This window comes from Paraburkholderia sp. J67, assembly GCF_905220265.1.
Taxonomy (GTDB): domain Bacteria; phylum Pseudomonadota; class Gammaproteobacteria; order Burkholderiales; family Burkholderiaceae; genus Paraburkholderia.
In genome coordinates this window covers 225723-244273 of the sequence record NZ_CAJMZK010000005.1, presented here as the reverse complement: position 1 = coordinate 244273, position 18551 = coordinate 225723, and the positions used below count along the sequence as shown (strand labels likewise).

19 protein-coding genes are annotated in these 18551 nt (G+C 59.8%); 11 read left to right on the top strand and 8 right to left on the bottom strand.

What is annotated here, in order from left to right; genetic code table 11:
* Window positions 1-81: 81 nt before the first annotated feature.
* Complete coding sequence (locus tag U5782_RS12690) at window positions 82-1536, bottom strand: fatty acid desaturase (RefSeq protein WP_322044165.1); 1455 nt, start codon at window positions 1534-1536, stop codon at window positions 82-84.
* Between the two features lie 165 nt (window positions 1537-1701).
* On the opposite strand from U5782_RS12690, the gene U5782_RS12685 reads away from it, so the two are divergent.
* Complete coding sequence (locus U5782_RS12685) at window positions 1702-2352, top strand: hypothetical protein (RefSeq protein WP_322044164.1); 651 nt, start codon at window positions 1702-1704, stop codon at window positions 2350-2352.
* 6 nt (window positions 2353-2358) lie between these two features.
* Window positions 2359-3486, top strand: coding sequence for a hypothetical protein (locus tag U5782_RS12680; RefSeq protein WP_322044163.1), 1128 nt, complete (start codon window positions 2359-2361; stop codon window positions 3484-3486).
* Here the strand turns inward: U5782_RS12680 and U5782_RS12675 are convergent.
* Window positions 3474-4391, bottom strand: coding sequence for a hypothetical protein (locus tag U5782_RS12675; protein ID WP_322044321.1), 918 nt, complete (start codon window positions 4389-4391; stop codon window positions 3474-3476). The two genes, U5782_RS12680 and U5782_RS12675, sit on opposite strands and share 13 nt — an antisense overlap.
* Before the next feature lie 125 nt (window positions 4392-4516).
* Here U5782_RS12675 and U5782_RS12670 point away from each other — a divergent pair, with 125 nt between their 5' ends.
* The 4 genes from U5782_RS12670 (at window position 4517) to U5782_RS12655 (ending at window position 8213) form a co-directional block, all read left to right on the top strand.
* A complete protein-coding gene (locus U5782_RS12670; RefSeq protein WP_322044162.1) occupies window positions 4517-5458 on the top strand; it encodes a fatty acid desaturase family protein in 942 nt (313 codons plus the stop codon).
* Window positions 5458-7044: a GH3 family domain-containing protein gene (locus U5782_RS12665; protein ID WP_322044161.1), complete on the top strand. Its 1587-nt coding sequence runs from the start codon at window positions 5458-5460 to the stop codon at window positions 7042-7044. The genes U5782_RS12670 and U5782_RS12665 overlap by 1 nt, the downstream gene beginning before the upstream one ends.
* 86 nt (window positions 7045-7130) lie before the next feature.
* Complete coding sequence (locus U5782_RS12660) at window positions 7131-7508, top strand: Rieske (2Fe-2S) protein (protein WP_322044160.1); 378 nt, start codon at window positions 7131-7133, stop codon at window positions 7506-7508.
* A gap of 45 nt (window positions 7509-7553) precedes the next feature.
* Window positions 7554-8213 (top strand): hypothetical protein, encoded by a 660-nt coding sequence (locus U5782_RS12655; RefSeq protein ID WP_322044159.1) that lies wholly within the window; start codon window positions 7554-7556, stop codon window positions 8211-8213.
* Window positions 8214-8491: 278 nt separating this feature from the next.
* Here U5782_RS12655 and U5782_RS12650 read toward each other — a convergent pair whose 3' ends face one another.
* On the bottom strand, window positions 8492-8692 hold the full coding sequence (locus U5782_RS12650; protein ID WP_322044158.1) for a hypothetical protein: 201 nt from the start codon (window positions 8690-8692) through the stop codon (window positions 8492-8494).
* A 199-nt stretch (window positions 8693-8891) separates the two neighbouring features.
* Here U5782_RS12650 and U5782_RS12645 point away from each other — a divergent pair, with 199 nt between their 5' ends.
* The 5 genes from U5782_RS12645 to cynS all read left to right on the top strand — a co-directional run bounded on the left by U5782_RS12645 (window position 8892) and on the right by cynS (window position 14407).
* Window positions 8892-10316 (top strand): cytochrome P450, encoded by a 1425-nt coding sequence (locus tag U5782_RS12645; protein ID WP_322044157.1) that lies wholly within the window; start codon window positions 8892-8894, stop codon window positions 10314-10316.
* Between the two features lie 162 nt (window positions 10317-10478).
* Window positions 10479-11696 carry a TPM domain-containing protein gene (locus U5782_RS12640; protein WP_322044156.1) on the top strand — a complete coding sequence of 406 codons (1218 nt, stop codon included), beginning with the start codon at window positions 10479-10481 and terminating at the stop codon, window positions 11694-11696.
* Window positions 11697-11861: 165 nt separating this feature from the next.
* Entirely contained in the window at window positions 11862-13124 is a 1263-nt protein-coding gene (locus U5782_RS12635) for a TPM domain-containing protein (RefSeq protein WP_322044155.1), read from the top strand.
* Between the two features lie 39 nt (window positions 13125-13163).
* On the top strand, window positions 13164-13760 hold the full coding sequence (locus tag U5782_RS12630) for a LemA family protein (protein WP_322044154.1): 597 nt from the start codon (window positions 13164-13166) through the stop codon (window positions 13758-13760).
* Between the two features lie 176 nt (window positions 13761-13936).
* Window positions 13937-14407, top strand: a complete 471-nt coding sequence (gene cynS / locus U5782_RS12625) for a cyanase (RefSeq protein WP_322044153.1) — start codon at window positions 13937-13939, stop codon at window positions 14405-14407.
* 126 nt (window positions 14408-14533) lie between these two features.
* Here the strand turns inward: cynS and U5782_RS12620 are convergent, their stop codons facing one another.
* The 5 genes from U5782_RS12620 to U5782_RS12600 all read right to left on the bottom strand — a co-directional run bounded on the left by U5782_RS12620 (window position 14534) and on the right by U5782_RS12600 (window position 18435).
* On the bottom strand, window positions 14534-15406 hold the full coding sequence (locus U5782_RS12620; RefSeq protein WP_322044152.1) for a putative quinol monooxygenase: 873 nt from the start codon (window positions 15404-15406) through the stop codon (window positions 14534-14536).
* 204 nt (window positions 15407-15610) lie between these two features.
* Window positions 15611-16630, bottom strand: coding sequence for a hypothetical protein (locus tag U5782_RS12615; protein WP_322044151.1), 1020 nt, complete (start codon window positions 16628-16630; stop codon window positions 15611-15613).
* A 77-nt stretch (window positions 16631-16707) separates the two neighbouring features.
* Window positions 16708-17028, bottom strand: a complete 321-nt coding sequence (locus U5782_RS12610) for a hypothetical protein (RefSeq protein ID WP_322044150.1) — start codon at window positions 17026-17028, stop codon at window positions 16708-16710.
* A 174-nt stretch (window positions 17029-17202) separates the two neighbouring features.
* Window positions 17203-17970, bottom strand: a complete 768-nt coding sequence (locus tag U5782_RS12605; RefSeq protein ID WP_322044149.1) for an immunity 52 family protein — start codon at window positions 17968-17970, stop codon at window positions 17203-17205.
* A gap of 75 nt (window positions 17971-18045) precedes the next feature.
* Window positions 18046-18435: a PAAR domain-containing protein gene (locus U5782_RS12600; RefSeq protein WP_322044148.1), complete on the bottom strand. Its 390-nt coding sequence runs from the start codon at window positions 18433-18435 to the stop codon at window positions 18046-18048.
* Between the last annotated feature and the right edge of the window lie 116 nt (window positions 18436-18551).

Genomic DNA, 18551 nt, shown 5'->3' with positions numbered 1-18551 from the left:
GAGGTGGTGGACAAGGACTATGGCTGGAAAGGCGCGCCGACCTTCGTAACTCGCGGACCGGCTGGCGTGTCTCCGCTGGCGTTATCTGTCTGGTTCGATGTCGTGGTGATCGTCGCTTCGGCGATTCCCTCGCGACCACAGCAAACGCAAAAGATCGCGCGTCGATAGTTGAGTTGTATCTGCGCGGAGCGTCGACGGTAACGCATGCCACGGAATAGCAGGGCTGCGATGATGTTGCTGATGCAGATTGATGTGATACGGCCAAAGGATTACGCGCTCGACCCAGCCCACACGCCACGAATAGGTCCAGTCATCCCAGCCTTTCGTTACTTGCGGGCCGCCGCTATGCTCGGCCATGCTGCGGATCTTCTGGATCATCGCCGAAATTGTCAGTAAAGGCCCAAACCAGAGCGCCGCGATGATCGCGAGCGTGGAAGCGGAACAGAGAAGCACGAGCACGGCGACAATGCCTGACCACACGAACGCCGCAGCATGAAATGGGCTGGACAGTCGAATCGGCCTTGCGCCGGATCGGCGATAGGCGGTCATGTTGCGCACCATGTTCAGCACAAACAGATCCCCGAGTATTTGACGCGCGAGTGCGAACGTCCTCAGCGGTCGGAACTTCCATGGTTGGCCGACATACAGAAAGCGTCGCTCAGGATCGTCGGGCGTACCAACGTTGCGATGATGATCGAGATGCAGCGGACGATAAAATTCAATGGGCACAAGTCCCGGCACGCCAATCGCCGTGTTGATCAGAAAATCGTTGACGGCGCGCCGGCGAGTGAGGTTGTAGTGCGTCGCGTCGTGGTAGAGGATGAAGAGCGCGTGCTGGCGGCTCGCGACAACGAGCATGGCGGCCATATAGACGTACCATGCGTTGACGGCGATGGCGATGCGTATTGCAAATAGCAGGCAGACCCATTCGATCAGTAACGCGCCCATCGTGCGCAGATTCACGTCGAATCGCACGCATACAAGCGTGGCGAACGCAGCGGCGAGTCCCACGACCGCGCCGGCTGCGACATCAGCAAGATAGTGTTGGCCCGTGGTGAGCACGGTGACGGCCAGCAAGGCGGTCCACGCCGCGAACAATCCGGCCACGCGGCGACGCAGGCCGGCGAGCGTCGCGGCGATCGCCATCGGCAACGCGATATGTCCGCTGGGTGAGGCGGCCAGCGGTGAATCGGCGCGCTGTAGCCAGTCAAGCCATGCATCGTGCGCGTTGGGCCGCGCGATCATCGTAGGATGGAAAAGATGGCAGACCAGGCAGCCGAGTGCCGCAACCGAACCCGCGAAGAATGCGGGCAGTAGCCAGTCTTGCGTGCGCCCGAGACCCACGAGCACCGGCATGATCAGCAGATAGCTCAGATAGAGCGGTACGGTGGCGGGAATCACAGAGATGCGGCGATCGGCCCAGCCGGGCTCAATCGTCTGGATCTGACCGAACGGGAAATGCGTAACGAATCCGTATAGCAGGCCTGTCACGACCAGATAGGCGACGAGAAGCGCCCACGGGCGGTTGATCGGCAAGGTATTGGCGCCGGACCTTCGGAAGTCGTGTGTCATGGCTGGAAAGGCACGAGTGACCGGCTATCATAGCAAGCTGTCTTGTTTCGTCCTGCAGGAGTGGTATCGATGGAACTGCGCGCCAGCGCTGCTGAACTTTCGACTTTGCTTCCGTCTGAGATAGAGCGCATGTATGCGCTCTATGCGACGTCGTATCGCGACACCACGTACGCACGTTTTCGCGCGGATCTCGACGATAAAACGCATTGCATCATGCTGCGTGGCGTAGATGGCGCGATTCACGGGTTCACGACGCTCAAACGCTACGCGACGCGCTGGCAGGAAACGGATATACGTGTCATTTTTTCGGGCGACACGATTATCGATCCGGCGCACTGGGGCTCGCAGCAACTGGCATTCGAATGGATTCGCCACGCAGGGCAGATGTGGCGTGAAGCGCCCGATCTGCCGCTCTTCTGGTTCCTCATCGTCAAGGGACACCGGACCTATCGTTATCTGCGCGCTTTCGCGCGCGATTACGCGCCGCGAGCCGGCGTCGCCGCGGCCGATGGAACTCGTGCCTTGATGGATCATCTCGCAACGCAGCGCTACGGCGACGCCTATGACCCGTCGACCGGCCTGCTCAAGTTCGACGAGCCGATGGGGCGTCTCGCACCTGCGCTTGCCGAAATTCCCGCTGCACACCGTCAGTTGCCAGAGGTGGATTTTTTTCTGAAGCGCAACCCGCAATACGCACGTGGCGACGAACTCGTCTGTCTGTGCGAACTCAAGGCGTCCAATCTGCGGCCACTCGCGCGGCGTCTTTTCGATGCGGTCTGACTCGCCATGCTGATCCGCAAGGCCGATTCCTCTGATAACGAGCGCATCCTTGCTTTTCAGGCACAGCATGCGATGCGCGGAAAGCTGCCCTTGCGCTTCGATCGAACACCCGATTATTTTGCATTGCATCGCTGTCACAGCGATCAGCATGAAATCTGGGTTGCTGAAGACGGGCTTGAAGAGATCAAGGGAGTTGCCAGCCTTGTTGTGCGCAACGGGTATATCGGCGGTCGTGTGCGAAGGATTGCGTATCTCGGCGATCTGCGTCTCGTGCCTGACCGTCGTTTGTCACGCGAATGGACCGGCGTGGTACGCAGTCGTCTTGAAGCGTTGCGACGCGAGCAGGGTGTCGAACATGCCTTCTGCTGCATGATTCGCGACAATGCGATCGCCGTGCAATCACTCGCGCGCTCGCGGCGACCTGATCGACTTCGCTTTGGGCATTGGCATGGTTACGACAATGTGTCGATCTATGCGCGCCGGGGATTTCGCCGTCGAGAGGCGGCGGCGGAAGGCATCCGCATCATCGAGGCGCGGCCTCAACATGCGGATGCGTTGCGCGAGTTTCTCGACACCATGTCGCGCGAGCAGGCATTGGGCTGCGTGTTTTCCGAACAGGAATTTGAACGACGCTTGACGGCGTGGCCGGATTTTGGGCTATCGTCGTTTCTGCTTGCGATCGACGCGCGCGGCGCGCTGGCGGGTTGTGTCGCGCCGTGGGATGCAGGCCGCATCAAACGCATCGTGATCGAGCGTCTGCCGCCTTCGTTGCAGGCGTTACGCATCGGCGTCAACGCGCTGGCTTCGGTGCTGCGTCGCCCGCCTGTTGCCGCGCCGGGTGAACCGCTGAGCGACGTTTATCTGACGCATTTACAGGTGCGCAACCGCAATCCGGCGGTGTTCCGCGCGCTTCTCGACGCTGCATGGTCGCGCGTGCGTTCGACCCATGCGCTGATGCAGCTTTGCCTCTACGACAACGATCCGCTGTGGGCTGCCATGCAAGGGTTTCGTTATACCCGCACGCCAATGGACCTCTACACCCTGCCCACGGATGCACGGGAAGCGGCCGATCCCCGCACTATCGACCTGGAATTGAAGGGCCGTTTGCCAGGCTTCGAGATTTATCTGGTTTGAATCTGGTGCGGGCTGTGACCGGATCGGGTGACGTGCAGTAGATCCGCGAGCGCGAGCCAGAACCGACCCGCGTCGAAATTAAGGCCGCCAAGCACAGGCTGTCCGTGATCGAGCCGTGGCAGGCAGACCTGAGGTTTGCCGGGCAGAATCTGCTGTTCGAGATAGAACTGTCCGTCGTGTGCGCAATCTGGCCGGTTTGCATTGAGCTTCGCATGATGCGAATCGAATCGTGTAGACGCTTCGATCGACCAGCTCACCGCGTGAATGAGATGGACCGACTCGGGAATGTTCTGTAATAGCGTGGCAATACGTGGATCGCGTCCGCTGCTGATGTCGCGCGTGCCGTCAGCCATCCAGCGCGAAGCCAGCATGGCGCGCGCAACGCGTTTGCGCAACGACGTGTGCGTTGCATGACCGGGGGCGCTGAACACTTCATCGATGAAGGTCGAAGGGCCGACCGGAGGTTGAACCAGCACGACGCCGTCACAGCACGCCATCAAGGCAGGGGCGCCGACGAGCGCGGCGATTGTATCGAGACCGCCCTTGCTGTGTGTGAGCGCGACGAAGGCTTCGTGAGGCGCGAGCGTCTGACTCAACCAGGCAGCAATGTGCTTGCCCTGAGCGACGACGCCACGAGCGGAGCGCACGGGCACTGTGAGAACACGATAACCGGCGGCCGTCAGCGCACGGTGCGCATCGCGATGGCAACCGGACAGGAATTCAGAGTAGAGCCCGGCAATGAGCACGATCGTCGTGCTACGGGGAAGTCTGGCATGGCGTTGGCGCCAGCAATCGAGGAATTGTCCGGTCCAGTCGAGCGATCCAGCCTGACGGGCGAAACGGGTAGCGGGATAGTGCCGTTGCCAATCATCGAAACCATCAGGTGTCCACGGAGCGTGCTTCATCCGCAAAGACTCGTCATATCTGCGTGCAAAGCCGCCTGGCGCGTAGGCATACAAAATCCCGGAGCAATGCGCATGTGTTGTATCCTCCCGTGCATTCCAACGCCATTATGGGGCCCATGCGAGCCATGAATCCTTCGCGTGCAGCGTCTGCTATAGCAATAGAAACGCGACGCTACGATCGCGCCAATCTGCTTGTTCTTTGCCTGCAAAGCGTTGCCTGGGCCGGCACGCTCACCTGGCTTTCCCATACGCAGTTGGGCCCGTTGAAATGGCTTGTGCTCGTGCCATTCTGTCTCGTCATGCAAGGCGTTTTTTCTATGATGCATGAGAGTTTTCACGGCTTTGCGCATCGGCATGCAAGGGTCAATTATATGATGATGGCGTGGGCTTCTACGATGTTTGGCGCTTCGGCCACACTGATTCATGTGAATCATCTCGGCCATCATGTACGCAATCGCACGGGTGCGGAGCGCGTCGATTTTGCAGCGCCAGGCGAATCGCTCGCGCGCAAATACATCGAGTACTACCTGGGGATACTGGGCGGGATCTGGCTGGGCGCTTCGCTTGGGGGCATCGTGCTCGCGCTGCTGCCCATGCGCACTATTCGGTGGATCACGAAGCGTATCGGCGACAGCACCTATGCAGTGGCGTTCGCAGAATTCTCGGCGGCGGACTTTCGGCGCGTACGCTATGAGATCCTGGCTGCCGTCATCATCTGGCTGGCTGCGGCCTGCCTGCTGGGGTGGTCGCCGAAAGTCGTGTTGATCGCCTACGGTGCGTTTGCTTTTTCGTGGTCGTCGCTGCAATGGGTCTATCACATGCGTACGCCACTGGACGTCGTCGAAGGAACCTACAACTTGCGCGCGCCTTCGGTCGTGCGCTGGCTTTTCCTCAACTTCAACTACAACCTCACGCATCACAGACAGCCTGCCATGCGCTGGCAGGACATGCATGCGGCATCGGATCCGCGTGAGACGCGACCGCTATGGTACGGCTGGATTACCGTCTTCGCGCCGCCGCGCCGGTTGCCGGACGACCTCTCCACACTGGATAAAACCTATTTCTGATGAATGCAAGCACGGTTGATCCCGTTGTCCGCTGGCGGGCATTCGAACAGGCTTCGCGGCCCGATGTCGAGCGCTGGATGCAACAGATCGAGGCGCCCGCGGCGACGCAGACAGAACGCTTGATGACATTGCTCGAGGCGAATCGCGACTCGGTCTTTGGACGGCGCCACGGTTTTTCCAGCATCCGTACGCCGGAGCAGTATCGCGAGCGCGTGCCGGTGCAGTCGGCCGCCGATTTTCTCCCGTGGCTCGAGCGCGCCTCGAACGACGCTCGAGCCGTGCTGACCAGCCAGCCGCCGCAGTTCTTTGAGCGCACCAGCGGCAGTACGGCGCGTCAAAAGCTGATCCCGTATACGCCGTCGTTCCTGCGTGAATTGCAGACGGCGATGATCGTCTGGCTCGCGGACATGATTCGTGTCTGCCCCGGCATCGCGCAGGGACGTGCCTATTGGTCGATGTCGCCGTCATTGCAGCCGCGCGGTATCGCCGCGAATGGCGTGCGTATCGGCTCGGCGAGCGATCTTGAATATCTCGGCGGCTGCAGCGCGCAGGCGCTGGCGTCCACGCTGATCGTACCGTCGTTCAGCGGCGGTGCGAGCCGATGGCGATATGAAACGCTGCGCTCACTCGTTGCGGACGAAACGTTAACGCTGCTCAGCGTCTGGAGCCCGACTTTCCTCGCAACCTTGTTGCGGCCGTTGTTCTCGCCCGCCGATGTGCAGAGCGCACGTGAACTTGCTGCGCTGGAAGCCGAGTTGCCTGCCGCGCGTGCCGTGGCGTTGCGGCGTGCGGTGGAAGCCGGGCATTGCGGTGGCTTGTGGCCGCGCCTCGCCGCCGTGAGTTGCTGGCTCGACGGCCCGAGCCGGGTCTATGCGCAAGCGCTGCGCGGGCGTTTTCCTGGCGTGCAGTGGCTGGCGAAAGGGCTGTTTGCAACCGAGGGCGTCGTGAGTATCCCCTACGGTACGGAACCGGGCTGTGCTTTAGCGATCGGCAGTCATTATCTCGAGTTTTTGCGCGATGATGGTCGAGTTTGTGACGTTTCGGGACTTTCGCCTGGCGACGAAGCACAGGTGGTGATGACGACCGGCGGCGGTCTCTATCGCTATGCGCTGGGCGACCGTGTGCGAGTGACGGGAAAGAGTGGGCGCACGCCGCACGTCTCGTTTCTTGGCCGCGCGACGTCCAGCTCCGACCTGGTCGGCGAGAAGCTCGACGAAGCGATCGTGAGCGAAGCACTGCAACCCGTGTTCGCGCGGGGCGCGAGTGCATGCATCGTGCCGGACCGGTTGGCCGACGTGCCGCACTACGTCTTGCTGCTGGCCGGTGCGCAAGAGAACGAAGCCCACGCGTTGGGCAGTGAAGTTGAGTCGGCGTTGCAACGCGTCTTTCACTACGGGCATGCGCGTCGGCTCGGGCAACTGGGCGCGCTGCGCGTCGGGTTTGTGGGCGCGGCGCCCTCCGCCTTAGGCGAACGATTGCAGCTTGCCGCGGAAAGCGCTGGATTGCGCGCGGGTGACGTCAAGGCGAGCGCACTGGTCAGTCGGCAGGCGCTGGCTCAAACACTGTTGTCGATAGACGGTGAATGACGCGATGGGCCACATGGTACGGGGAAGGCATGCGGGAATCTGATTCAATCGAAGTCGATCGCGGGGCGTCGTGCGCACATACATGTATGGCAGCCGACGCGCTGGCTACGGCGCAGTTCGATGGCTTGCGCGAACAGTGGTATGTGGCGTGCACCTCCGAAGAGCTGCCGCACGACAAACCGCTGGGCGTCAGGGTTCTGGACGTGGGCGTCGTGTTGTTCCGCCAGCGCGATGGGGGCGTTTGCGCGCTGATCGACCAATGTGTGCATCGGGGCACCCGGCTTTCGGCCGGCAAGGTACAGAACGACCGGCTCGTTTGCCCTTATCACGGCTGGCAGTACGATGCCGAAGGGCAGGTTGTATGCGTGCCGAGCATCGACGGCGTAAAGCCCGTATCGAAGCAAAATCGATATCCATTCCGGCAACGCGCATTGCCGGTACAGTCGCTCGACGGCCTGGTGTGAGTTTATATGGGCAATGGGGACGCGTCGGCGCGCCCGGTATTTCGTATGCCGATGCGCGACGTCAGGCCGTGGCAATCGTATTACATGGTGAACACGTTCGACGGCGATATCGCCATGCTGGCGCAGAATTTCATGGACGTGCCGCACACCGTTTTCGTGCACGACGGCATTTTTCGCAGCAGCCGGGGCGAGCCGATGGAGGCGAGCGTCGTGACGACGCCGAATAGCGTTGACGTCACCTATCATGACGGTGGCGACCGCATCGGTTTTTGTCTCGATTGGCTCACGAATCCCGATGACGTGCCGCTCGAGCACACCGATCGGTTCATCGCGCCAAACGTGACGCGTTGCGAATATCGTTGGGGCGAGCGCTCGGGCTTTTTGATCGTCAGCCAGATCACGCCGCTCGATGCGCGTCGCTCGCGCGTCTACACCTACATCGCGTATCGTTTCAGGCTACCGCGCGCGATTCTGCGTGCGCTGCGCCCGCTATTGCATTTCTACACCCACCTTGTGATCCAGCAGGATGTGCGCATCTTGCGAGCGCATCGGGAAGGTTTGGACAGCGCGCCCGGATTTCGGCCGCATAACGTGCGCGCCGATATCGTGCATGTGGCGATCGATCGCCTGATCGATACGGTCAGGCGTGGCGAGCCGCTGGATGCCGCACAGATTGGCGAGAAGACCGTGCGTTTCGAAATGTAGCGGTGCTGCGCGACAAACATCCGCTTCGGTGAATCAAATCAGCTCAATTGTGGTTCAAGTAGCGATGGGGGCCACGAGCTATGCTGCGAGCCAACGAATTGCGGTTGATAAGTGTAGTCAATATACGGTCGCGGGATTTTTCGAATGGGTGATCTGCCGTGAGAATTTCGCGCCACGGTATGAGTAGTCACGGGTTGTCCAGCGACTAGCCGTGCTCTATCGCGACTCGCGGATCATCGGGCGCGGTAGTGCCACGTCGCGTCCCGGAATGTCCGGTATCACGAATGCGAATTCGGGCTCTGATGCTGCGAGCGTTGCGCGTTATGGTGGTGATGGGGTTGCTTGCGAGCGGCCTTCCTGGCGTGGTGTGACTGTGGCGTGCTCTGGCCTTCGCCAAAATAATACGTTTGTGAGGTTTGCGCGTGACCGATGACGGGGAGTAGCAGGGCGATCAATAACAGGACCTTGGGCGATTGCATGGATTCTCCTTCTAACCGCGGCATGATTGCGCAGCGTGCACGGATAGCAGCATAGCCGATGGTTCATGTTTGCGCCGTTCAGGCAGGCTGAATGCGACCGCTAATGCTGTCTGAGTCCCAAACCGTGGCAGCAACGGAGAGACGATTCTGGCGTTACCATTTCGTATGACAATCAATCATCGCCTGACCTGGTGACACCATGGATTCTCCTCCAACGAATCGATGCCCATTCAATCGGACCTCGCCGTCCGGGACGTCTACGACTCGCCCCGCAGGTACATGGCCGCCCGGCCCGCGAGGCGGGATCACCGGTTGGCGCCTGCTTGGTGCGATGTCGCGCGATTTGCCAGGCGCACTGTCGGCATGGAAAGCGCAGTATGGCGACCTTGTGCATCTGCGCCTCTGGCCCGAACATGAAATCATGGTTGCGGAACCGACCCTCGCGCGAGAGTTGCTCGTCACCCATCACGACGCGCTGGTTCGCTGGGAGCGTGGCATTCGCATATTTTCCGCAGTGCATGGGCAAAGCGTGCTGACTACCGAGGGTGAAACATGGCGCGCCCGTCGCCACGCGTTGCTACCTGATTTCTCCCCCAAGGCCATGCAGCGATTTACGCCGTCTATCGTGGATGCCGTGTCGCAAGCGTTTTCGCAATGGCCTGCAAACGCCTGCGACTGGCCCGTAGAGCGCGCGCTTACGACGCTGACCATGGATGTGATTCTGAAGATGGTCTTTTCAGGCAGTATCGGCGATGACGTGCACGTGGCCGAGCATGCGATCCGCGTGATAAGTATGGCGACCAACGCGGAGTTCTTTTCTCCGGTCATCCTGCCCGACTGGATGCCCTGGAAACACAGCAAGCGCCGCGCGCTAGGAAGTTTGAAAGCGCTCATCGAGCGGCATTTGCAGGAGCGCCTCGGTCTGGATCCTGACGCCTGGCCAGACGACCTGCTCACTCGCCTTCTGCAACCACGCGACGACGCGGCGGCGTTGTCGCTTCAAGACGTGCGCGACGAGTGCATGACCAGTTTCCTCGCGGGACATGAGACTACGGCCGCGACACTGGTCTGGTGGGCGTGGTGTATGGCTTCGAACCCGGCTGCCCAACGCCTTGCACGCGATGAAGTGCAGCGCGTGCTGCGAGGCGCCGCGCCGTCCGTCGAAACGCTGCCGGCGCTGGATTACGTGGTTCAGACGATCAAGGAAACCTTGAGGCTCTATCCTGTCGTGCCCGTGCTGTTCAGCCGCCGGGCCAGTCGTTCCATTCAGCTGGGCGGCTGGACATTCCCCGCACGCACGCTATTTGTCATTCCCGCGAACGTGTTGCATCGCGATTCGCGTTGGTTTTCCGATCCTGAATCGTTTAAACCCGAACGCTTCGCCTCCGACGCGCCGGAACTGCCACGTGGAGCTTATATCCCGTTTGGAGCAGGCCCACGCGTCTGTCTGGGACAGCATCTGGCGATGAGCGAGATGACCGTCATCGCCGCGATGTTGCTGCAGCGATTCGAACTGTCCATCCCGCACGGATCGGCACCGCCGCGCGCGGTTTTGAACGTGACGCTCCGGCCGGATCAACCCATGCTGCTGAGAGTTTCACCTGTCGGTGACACCGCCGCGTAGGACACGTCGTCATCGAACTCATGTGCTTGCCTGGCGCTCGCTGAAATGCGTTGCGCATACAACGTTTTCAGATACGCCTGATTGATGCAGACTGGCGCCAGTTTGTGTGTCGCTGGCGTATTTAACGCCAGCGTCAATGGATAATATCTAGGGCGAAGTTTTATGAATCGGTGTAGATGGCTTGCGGTGCTCCTTCTTTCGTTGCTAACCCTGACGCTCGCCCATGCAGGCGAGCGTCAGGATTCGGTCCAGCGCGACGATGCCATGGCGCAGGCATCCAACGCGTGCAGGCACGCCTATACCGCGCCGATCACCGGAACAGCGATCGACGCGGCGACGCTCACGCATCCACAAGGGCGCATCACCGACCTGACGGGTGCGATTTCCGAAGCCTGCAAGGCCGATCTCACGCAGCGCCTCGCCGCGCTCGAACAACAAACTGGCGACCAGCTCGCGGTGTTGCTCGTGCCAGGCATCGGCACTGGGACCATCGAGCAATATGCGACGCAAATCTTCGATCAATGGAAGCTCGGCCAGAAGAACGTCAACAACGGCATCCTGCTGGTGGCGGCGCTGGACGATCATCGTGTGCGCATCGAAGTGGGCTATGGGCTGGAGGGCACGATTCCAGACGTGGAGGCCGGGCGCATCATTCGTGAGGCGATCGTGCCGGCGTTCCGTGCGGGCGATTTCGAAGGCGGGGTGAGCGCGGCCGTCGCTGAGCTGATGCTCAAGCTCGGCGTCACGCCTGATGGCGCGTCCCGTATCGCGCCCGCGCCGCCCGAGGACAAGACAGCCACGTTGCTCTGGAGCCTGTCCGGTTTCGCGCTTGCGAACATGTTGTTCGGCGTGATCGCAGCCTGGCGCAAGATTCCGCTCCCGGCGGCACTTATCGGCACCTATCTGGTTGCGGCGGTCGTCACGTTCATATTGCTCGCGTGCGAGCTTATCGAGTTCAGAGACGGCATCAAGGCACTGGAAGCCGCGCTGGTGTTTCCCGCACTCATCAGTTGGCCCTTCTTTGCGGTGGGCTGCGGGTTCTACAACTCAAGAATTTTTCTCAGGGACATGGTGCTTGCCACGGTTTTGCTCGGCGTGTGTGCCGCGACGGGGCGTGCGCTTGGCTACGACGTCATCAACGTGACGCTGATCGCGTCTAGTCTCCTGTACCCGATTGCTGGGATCTGCGCATGGGTCGAACATTCGCTGAAGCATCCGTACGGCTCTGGCGGCGGCGATATTACCTCGACGGCTTCAGTGTCCGGTTCCACGTGGTCGTCAACGTCGAGTTCCGATTCGTCCAGTTTCACTTCGAGCTCGGACTCGTTCAGCGGCGACGGCGGAGCGAGCGGCGGAGGCGGCGCATCGGACAGTTGGTGAGCCGCTTGCACCGGCAATCTTACTTCTGAAAAAGTACCGCGATGTGTTGCGCATACAACGTTTTCAGATACGCCTGATTGATGCAGACTGGCGCCAGTTTGCTTTTTCTGATGAAGGTCGGACCTATCCACACCTTCAATCGGACGATTAAAAGGACGAAGTCTCATGTACCGATGTAAAGCGCTCGCGGCGCTGCTGATTTCGCTGGCCTGCATGCCGGCATACGCGAGCGGCAGTGCCGACAGTGCCAGTGCCGCCTTCCAGGCTTCTGCAACCGCAGTCCCCGCCGAGGCGCCCGCGAATGACTGCACGCACGCCTACACCGCGCCCATCGCCGATACGGTGGTGGACGCGGCGTCCCTCACGCATCCCAAAGGCCGCGTCACGGACCTCACCGGTGCGCTCTCCGATGCCTGCAAAGCCGATCTCACGCAACGCCTCGCCACGCTCGAGCAGCAAACCGGCGACCAGTTGGCGGTCCTGCTGGTGCCGGGCATAGGCTCCGACACCATCGAACAATATGCGTCGCAGACATTCGAGCAATGGAAGCTCGGCCAGAAGAACGTCGACAACGGCATCCTGCTGGTGGCCGCGCTGCATGATCACCGCGTGCGCATCGAAGTGGGTTATGGGCTGGAGGGCACAATTCCCGACGTGATGGCGGGGCGCATCATCCGCGACCGGATCGCGCCGGCGTTTCGCTCGGCGAACTACGAAGCGGGGATCAGCGCTGCGGTGGATGAGCTTGCGCAGCAGTTGAATCCGGCGGCCGTCGCTGAAGCCTCCGCGCCCGTCGAACAAAGCAGTCCTGCAGACGATGCCGCGAACTACGTGCCGCGCCCGCCCGCGAAGCCCGAAGCTCCGCCGCACTACGTCGGCCCGCGTTTCTGGCTGGCGCTGGCGCTTGTCAACGTCGTCGTCGGCGTACTGCTGGTGCGACGCAAGCTTCGCCGAGCCATATGGCCCTATGTGGTCAGTTTCCTCGTCAACATGATCGTGCTGATTGCCTGGACGCCGAGGGATACGTTTGGTGACGACGATGGGCTGTTCGCGCTGCTCTTCGCGTCTGCCGTCGTTGGCCCCGCGTCAAGCCTGCTTGGCGTGAGGCTTTATCGTTCGGCTCGCGTGCGGAAGTGGGCGGTGATTTTTGTCGGGACCGTGGCCGTGGGGACCGGCATTGGCTGTGCGATGCATTACAGCTTCGACAATGCGCTGCTCACGGTCAGCGGCTCGTTGCTGGCCTTGATTGCGGGCATCGCAGGGATCATCGCGAAGATCAACGGCACGGACAGCGGCTCGTCGTCCCAATCGTCTTCATCATCGAGCTCATTCATCGACAAGGTTATCGATTCGGCGACCGGTAGCGATTCCGGTTGGGGCGGCGGTGGCGGATCGAGTGGCGGCGGCGGATCGTCCGGCAGTTGGTGATCGCTGCGCAAATTTATTCATCAATACAGGAAACAAAATATGAAGTGGCTTCGCATCGTGCTGCCTTGTCTGATTCTCGCGTTGCTCGCGGGCTGCGGTTACAACGCGATTCAGTCGTCCGACGAGGACGTGAACGCTGCCTGGTCCGAGGTGCTGAACCAGTACCAGCGGCGCGCGGATCTTGTGCCGAATCTCGCCGCTGCCGTGAAGGCGTATGCTGCGCACGAATCGAATGTGCTCACGCAGGTGACCGAGGCGCGTGCCCGCGTCGGCAGCGTGCAGATGACGCCCGAAATGGCGAAAGATCCGAACGCGCTCGCTGCCTTCGATGCGCGTCAGGGAGAGCTGACGAACGCGCTGAGCCGTCTGATGGTGGTGTCTGAGAACTACCCGCAGCTTAAAGCCGACGGCCTGTTCAAGGACCTCGAGGTACAGCTCGAAGGCACGGAGAATCGCATCGCCGTTGCCCGCGGCCGCTATATCCGCACCGTGCAGCAGTACAACGTGCAGATCCGGCAGTTTCCGGGTGTGCTGATCGCTAAAACTTTTGGCTATCAGCCGCGGCCGAATTTTGCGGTTGCCAATGAGGCCGAGATCTCGAAGGCGCCAGCGCTGGATAGTTTGCTGGCCAAATGATTGAATTTTGCCGCCTGAAAGCGGTCATCCCTATCGGGAAACCCGCAACGCCTGGTGCCATCGCGTTCCTGTCGATAGCGATGGCACAACCGGCTCGTTTCCCCCGCGTCAATTGGCCAACTGCGCTCCCGTCGTGATCGCGTGTTGGATGCTACCGACTCAGCCAAGGAATTCTGATGACCCAATCGCAAATCAATCCAGCTTCGCGCGCTTCGCTGGCGGATCGCATCATCGATGCAAAAGTCCGCAAGAATCTCACATTCGAGGCGATCGCCGAAGGAACGGGGCTGTCGACCGTCTACGTTACCGCCGCCTTGCTTGGCCAGCACCCGCTGCCGGACACTGCGGCGCAGGTCGTCGCACAAAAGCTCGAACTGGACGATGAGGCAGTCAGGCAATTGCAGACCATTCCGGTGCGAGGCAGCATCCCCGGCGGTGTGCCCACCGATCCGACGATCTATCGCTTCCATGAAATGGTGCAGGTTTATGGATCGACGCTGAAGGCGCTGGTTCACGAAATGTTTGGTGACGGCATCATCAGTGCCGTCAACTTCAAGCTCGACATCAAGAAAATCGACGATCCAGAAGGGGGGTCCCGCGCGGTCATTACGCTAGATGGAAAGTACCTGCCCGCCAAACCTTTTTGACAACGGGCGTGTGGTTCGCGTAGGCCGAATGGCGAACGATCTCGCTGAGATGGGCGAATGTGACGCGCGATGCCTTCGCGTCAATCACATTCGCCGTTTCAGCAAATGTCCTTTCGGCCTGATGGGTTAGTCGTTGGTCACGTCTTTGAGAAGCACACGGCCATCCAGCATCGGCTTCGCAAGCGTGATCGCGTAGCCGCTGCGAATCGTTTGAATGACGGGACGCTTCAGATTGTCCTGATGCGTCGCTTCAGTCGTCCAGCGTTCAAGCTGAACCATCTCGTTCTTGTCGTCCACGTTCTGGTAGACATCGAAAGAGAGGTTGCCGGGTTCCGAGCGGAAAGTCGGCGTGACTTTCGATACGTCGTCGCGGAATTTCGACGCCTCCGTGGGTTTGACGGACAGGAACACGAGAACATTGCTGGTCTGGTCGGCGCGCTCGATCTGTTTGGGTTGCAAGCCGCTGTCGGACGTCACAGGCACGATACGCATGTGGCTAATACCGCCGTCCAGATCCTCACTGGCGGCCTTGTGCATTGCCAGTAACGCGGGCTGCTTCATATGCGCCTCGTAGGCGGCCTGATCTCTCCACTGCTCGAGCACGTACAAAGTGGTTGCCGACGTGGTCGATTCAAAGACCGTGAAGGACAAATTGCCTGCCTCGCGGCGTGCATCGGTTGCGTTGTCGCGCAGCGCTTGCAGAAATGGCTGCAATTGAGCCGGTTTGACATGCAAGGTCGACAGATTGGCGTAAGGGATCGAGTCCGGCGTCCCTGTCGCAGCGAAGGCCGATGCGGCTAGCAGTGATGCGCCGGTGAGCACGGCGAGGTTAATGGCGATTTTCCGGACATTCGCGAGTTTGGGTTGGCGCATGATGGTGGGCAGATCAGGACGAAGATGTGTGTAATGGTGCCTGATCGTGAGCCTGTCGTAGATGAAGAATCTTTTAGGATTCGGTGCCCGCTGGCAGATTGCGCGTGGAGCATGCCATTTCAGCATGATTTCAAGGCCTTACCTTCGAATACGTATCAGATACGGATTTCACAATCTGCAAATCAAGCGTTCATATCGACCACGTGCCTCGCGCTGAAAATATCTCCCTTGCCTGTTTCTCGTTTCAGGCGTCTTCTAAATCGAAAAATTCCATCATCGCTTTTCGCCATCAAGATTTGAGGGGCCCTGGTCGTCGCGGGCCTGAGTTATCTAAAGGGTTCCGAAGATCTTGCCGTCCGGCGCCTGCAGGACCGATGTACCGATGGCCATCGTGCCGTGCGCTTTGCTGTGTATCGAGCGGCCGGCGGGCGGTGTGAAGACCCACGCGCCGGGGTACTTTTCACGCAGGCCACGCCAGGCCGAAGAGACCTGGGTCGCCACGGGATAGGTGAGATCCCCAACTGTGGCCTCGCGCGCGAGTTCGGTGTAGCCGACAGAGACGATCTGCATTTCCTTATCTAGTGTGAGCAACGGGTGTCGCAGCGCCAGACCGTGCAGAACGACAACGTCGCTGTCGTCGACGTCGATGCGCCAATAGTCGTTGTCCCGAAAGCCGTCCCCGTAGACGGTGGTATCCCTCATTACCCTGGAGCCGGCTGGAACAGTCGCGCCGCCCACCTTGTTGCCAGGGGCTAGATAGCACAAGTAAAGCGTTGCTTCCTTTGCATCATGCGGCAGGACAATTTCTAGTGGCTTGGTGGCACCGCAGCGCCAGCCATCAAGCACAACCGAGGCGTCAGCTGCGGTCAACTCGATGGCAGGGAAATAGTCGGGTTTAGATGCGTCGTCCATCGATTTTTCATGGTTGATCTCCGACCGCGGTTCAATCGTCATGGCGCGTATGCCATAAACGTCAACTGGACTCGGAAACTCCGCTTTTTCAATCGACGTCATGTCTTTCGCATCCTGGAGCGACAGTTTGGTGCCAGTCGGCATGGTGATGCCGCTCCACTTCATCGACGCCGTCAGGGTGGGGTGCTGGGCGGCCACTGCAGCGCGAACCTCGAATTCCCCATCGATAAAAACAGCTAGCACCAATACGAAGAACAGGCTCAGGAAACCCAACAGGCCGAAGGCGCTCACGGACCGCGCGCGGTGCCTCGCGAAAGACCGTCGCGCGGCGGGAATGAATGCAAGGGCGAGCGCCCAGACCAGGACCAACAGCGCCGCGAGAAAGGAAACGCAGAGAACAACGAAGAACGCGTTCGAAAATACCGGTACCGGAATCATAAAAATTGCGAGTTTCAGCTACAGCAAGGACCAGTGGAAACGGTGTGTCCACAGGCGCCAGCGATTCGGGCGTGACCTTAGACGTGGCCTGCGAAGATCACGACCAGCGCCGGCAAACACAGTGCGACGTGCAGCGCGGCCGCTATCCATGCGGCCGTCCGGTTCGTCGATGGAGGCGCGTTGACGATCGTATTGACCGCCCAGATCGACCCGACTAGCGAAAAGGGGAATGTCACGATCGCCGAAAGCAGGATCACTGCGCCTAAGGCACCGCCGGAACTAACGCCGCCTCCAGAAGCCCACATGGCAACGACGAAGATCCCGCAGAGTTCAAAACCGGCCAGGATCAATGCACCGACGCCCTTCAACTCGGGCTCTTCAGCAGGTGCGGTGGTCATCTTCACTGTCCTCAAAAGGTAAGTTGTCAACGCAGCAGGAGACGCCGCGGCGATCGGCGTTCCCCTTCTTACTAATGCCACGGGCAGGTCGCCTGGCTGGATACGCTAAAGGATGGCTATGGCGATAATTTTTCGACAAGCTTTTAGCCGCTCTCCCGGTCGGACCGTAGAAAATTAAAGATCAATGAATCGCGGCAACAGGTCCTGGTCCGCCAGGCGGATCTCGATATCGTTTGCCACCTTGACATGCGCCCGGTCGTTCACGTTGAACACTTCGTCCGTCACACTGACAATAATCGTGCCTTGCTGCCGACCGTCGCGGGTGATTGGAATCAGGGCGCGCGCTTCAGGCACCTGGTTTGATGTGAGGACGTAGGGCAGGTAGAGCATCCAGCTTACGCCGGGCCGATCATTGAAAACCGACTCCGTAAAGTATTTGCGCGGGCCATAGATAGCGTAAGACGGTGCGTACATTTCCACCACCTTCTCAACAATCTGTGCCACAGAGCGGAAGTCTCCAAGTCTGGATGAGGATATTGACTTCTCTTTTGCATTAAAGTCGATCTGTTGCGAAAAATTATCTCCACCGTCAAGGGAAATCATGAATAAAGCACCATCTTTCTGTGTCGCTCCATTCCAGATTCCAATTGACTTCGGATCATCTCTGGATTTTCCTTTGTATTCCTTGATCATCTCATCAACCGCCGCGGGAGAAGGTTGATGATCGTCTCCATAAACACGATACTGCATGGCTCCCTCAACGCTGCCGCCCTGGATGTACCAGTCCTTGAGCGTCGAATCTGAATTTGCCAGCGCATCAATGACGGGCCTTAATCGACGCAGATGAAATTCGAAGTCAGCGTCCGGCAAATCAGGCGGTTCTTTATATTGTGCAAATAAATTCATTTCGACCTCAAGGTCGGTAGAGAGAAGGGACGCCATTTTTGACCAACGTGGGCATCATGCAGTCTCTCGCTTGAGGTGTCCCGAAATACCGGGTGGTGCTACTTCGCGGCATTATTCGCGTACCACCGCTGATGCGCCGGACTCAGCTGCATGGATCAGACATTCGAGGCAGATGGAAGGAGCGGTCGCTGCGGCAGCGGTTGCCTCCGTACCGCCAGCCTCTGCGCTTCCGGTTGGTTGCGCCCATCTCGAACTCGATTGTTGCGCAATGATGGTTGCTCCGCACGCAGTCTTGCTGCCGTCGATGGCGGCTTGTTTCGAGCCAATAGTAAACGCGCTTGTGCCTGTGACGATGGGATACGTGCCGTTGCATTTCGGACATGACGTCAGATCTCCGACCTGCGCCAACTGCCGCCCGCCGACACTGAACGTCGTACTCCCGGTTATGACTCGACCACCGTGACTGGTTTGATCGCCCACGCAAGCTAACGCGAAAGTCATATTGCGATCCTCGCTAATTCAATTTGATGATTGTATCCAGGAGATACACCGAGTTTGTCAATCCGCCACGCTTTCGCTATTTAGCTAGGCAGAACGATGCGAAAGACATGGCCTGA